The sequence below is a fragment of the Actinosynnema sp. genome (genome assembly GCF_052038725.1).
Genome location: NZ_JBQGCX010000653.1, coordinates 1 through 2533 on the forward strand (window position 1 = coordinate 1; position 2533 = coordinate 2533).

3 protein-coding genes are annotated in these 2533 nt (G+C 73.3%); 2 read left to right on the top strand and 1 reads right to left on the bottom strand.

Going from position 1 to position 2533, the window contains the following annotated elements; translation table 11 throughout:
- Positions 1-119 precede the first annotated feature (119 nt).
- A complete protein-coding gene (locus ACTUAL_RS13770; protein WP_440900510.1) occupies positions 120-929 on the bottom strand; it encodes an SDR family NAD(P)-dependent oxidoreductase in 810 nt (269 codons plus the stop codon).
- An 86-nt stretch (positions 930-1015) separates the two neighbouring features.
- On the opposite strand from ACTUAL_RS13770, the gene ACTUAL_RS13775 reads away from it, so the two are divergent.
- Both ACTUAL_RS13775 and ACTUAL_RS13780 read left to right on the top strand, forming a co-directional pair.
- Complete coding sequence (locus ACTUAL_RS13775; RefSeq protein ID WP_096493690.1) at positions 1016-1369, top strand: VOC family protein; 354 nt, start codon at positions 1016-1018, stop codon at positions 1367-1369.
- A gap of 124 nt (positions 1370-1493) precedes the next feature.
- Positions 1494-2533: polyketide synthase (locus ACTUAL_RS13780; protein WP_440900511.1), on the top strand; the 1040-nt coding region annotated here is incomplete at its 3' end.

Sequence of the window (2533 nt, forward strand, 5' to 3'; positions counted from 1 at the left end):
ACCGGCGTCCGGATCCGCCTCGCCGACGTCTTCGAGCGGCCGAGCCCGGCGGCGCTCGCGGACCTCGTGCGCGCCGCCGGGAACGGCCTCGACCGGGGAGGGGCCCGGTGAGAGAGCGCCTAGCCGGTGGGCGCGGACAGCAGCGCACCGAAGTCGTCCTCCAGCGCCGGGAGGAAGTCGCCCAGGTTCGGCAGCACGTAGAACTGGTCGGACAGCACGGCCTCGGCCGTCATCCGGGCGACCCGCTCGGCGCTCATGCCGTGCGGGTGGGCGGCGCGCGCGTGCGCGGCCAGCGCCGCAGCACCCTCGGGCAGGTCCTCGACCTCGCCGGGGCGGGGCGTGTTCGGGTCCATGTTGCTCACCACCGCGCCGGGGCACAGCAGGCTCACCCCGACCGGCGTCCCGGCCAGTTCCGCGCGCAGCGACCGGGTCAGCCCCACGACCGCGTGCTTGGCGGCCGTGTAGGGGGCGATGTAGGGCGCCTGGAGCAGTCCGCCGACCGAGGAGGTGTTGACGACGTGCCCCGGTTCCCCCTGCGCGAGCAGGCGGGGCACGAAGGACCTGACGCCGTGCACCACGCCCCACAGGTCGACGTCGAGCACCCACCGCCAGTCCTCCAGCGGCAGTTCCCAGGACAGGCCCATCCGCGAGACCCCCGCGTTGTTGCACACCACGTGCACCCCGCCGAACTCGGCCTCGGTGGCGTCGGCGAACCGCTCCACCGCTTCGGCGTCGCGCACGTCGGTCGGCACCGCCAGTGCCCGTCCGCCGAGCGCGCGCACCGCCTCGGCGGTGTCCGCGAGCGCCGCGGTGTCGACGTCGGCCACCGCCACCGACATCCCGCGACTCGCCAGCTCGAGCGCCAGCGCTCGGCCGATGCCGCTGGCCGCGCCGGTCACGGCGGCGACTTTCCCGGAAAGCTCCCTCATGTCTTCCCCTCTGCTCCCGAAAGAATCGAACCAGTCGGCAATGGTGCCACAAGAAATCTCTTCAGCACACGGTTCGGAGGAGTTCTGTGATCACTCGTGCGGCGTCGGTCGCCATCCCGGTCTCGGATCAGGACGAAGCCATCGGGTTCTTCGTCGGCGTTCTCGGTTTCGAGAAGCGGGTGGACGTGGAGATCGGCGGGAGGCGGTGGGTCGAAGTGGCCCCGCCCGGCGCCGACACCGTGCTGACCCCGTACACCTGGGTCGAGCACCACGGTGACCGGGTCGGCGGCTTCAGCCGGGTTGTCCTGGAGTGCGACGACGTCCGCAAGACCTGCGACGAGCTGCGGGAACGCGGTGTTCCGTGCGAGTGGGCCGATGGCGGCGGCTACGCGGTGGTGACCGACCCGTCCGGCAACGAGTTCGTGCTCGCGCCGCGCTGAGACCGGCTGGGCCGACCCGCCCGCCGGAGCGCGGCGAGCGGTCGAATGCGATCCGGCGAATGCGCTCGACCTGGGCCGTGTGAGTGGCGGAAATTTTTTCGACCTGCTGGGAAGACTGGGGCAGATGAACTCTCTGAATGATTTCACCGATACCGGAACTGCTCCCATCGCAATCGTCGGGCTGTCCTGCCGGTTGCCCGGAGCCGCCGATCCCGGTGCTTTCTGGGAAATGCTCCGCGACGGTCGGGACGGCATCCGCGAGGTGCCCGCCGACCGCTGGGACGCCGACGCGCTCTTCGACCCCGATCCCGCCGCGCCCGGCCGGGTCCCCACCAGGCTCGGCGGCTTCCTCGACCGGGTCGACGGGTTCGACGCGGCGTTCTTCGGCATCTCCCCGCGCGAGGCCGCCGCGCTCGACCCCCAGCAGCGGCTCGCGCTGGAGCTGAGCTGGGAGGCGCTGGAGGACGCGGCCGTCCTGCCCGCCAACCTCGCGGGCAGCCGGACCGGGGTGTTCATCGGCGCCACCGCGAGCGACTACGCCACCCTGCGGGACGCGCGCGGGCCGGAGGCGATCGGCCCGCACACCCTCACCGGCCTCAACCGGGCCGTCATCGCCAACCGGATCTCCTTCACCCTGGGCACGACCGGCCCGAGCCTGACCGTCGACACCGCCCAGTCGTCGTCTCTGGTCGCCGTGCACCTGGCCTGCGAGAGCCTGCGGCGCGGTGAGTCGACCTCGGCCATCGCGGGCGGCGTGCACCTCAACCTGGTCCCTGAGGGGGCCATCGGCGCCGCCAAGTTCGGCGGGCTGTCCCCGGACGGCAGGTGCTTCACCTTCGACGCCAGGGCGAACGGCTACGCGCGCGGCGAGGGCGGGGCCGTCGTCGTGCTCAAGCCGCTGGAGGCCGCGCTCGCCGACGGCGACCGGGTGTACTGCGTCGTGCGCGGCGGCGCGGTCAACAACGACGGCGCCACCAGCGGTCTCACCGTGCCGGACGCAGGCGCCCAGGAGGCGGTGCTCCGGCTGGCCCGCGAGCGCGCCGGTGTCCGCCCTGAGCAGGTCCAGTACGTCGAGCTGCACGGGACGGGCACCCGGCTCGGCGACCCCGTGGAGGCCGCCGCGCTCGGCGCCGCGCTGGGCGCCCACCGACCGCAGGGGGAGCC

What these genes read in the sequence shown, in the direction of transcription:
- ACTUAL_RS13770 (WP_440900510.1), bottom strand. Translation starts at nt 929, where the DNA reads ATGAGGGAGCTTTCCGGGAAAGTCGCCGCCGTGACCGGCGCGGCCAGC.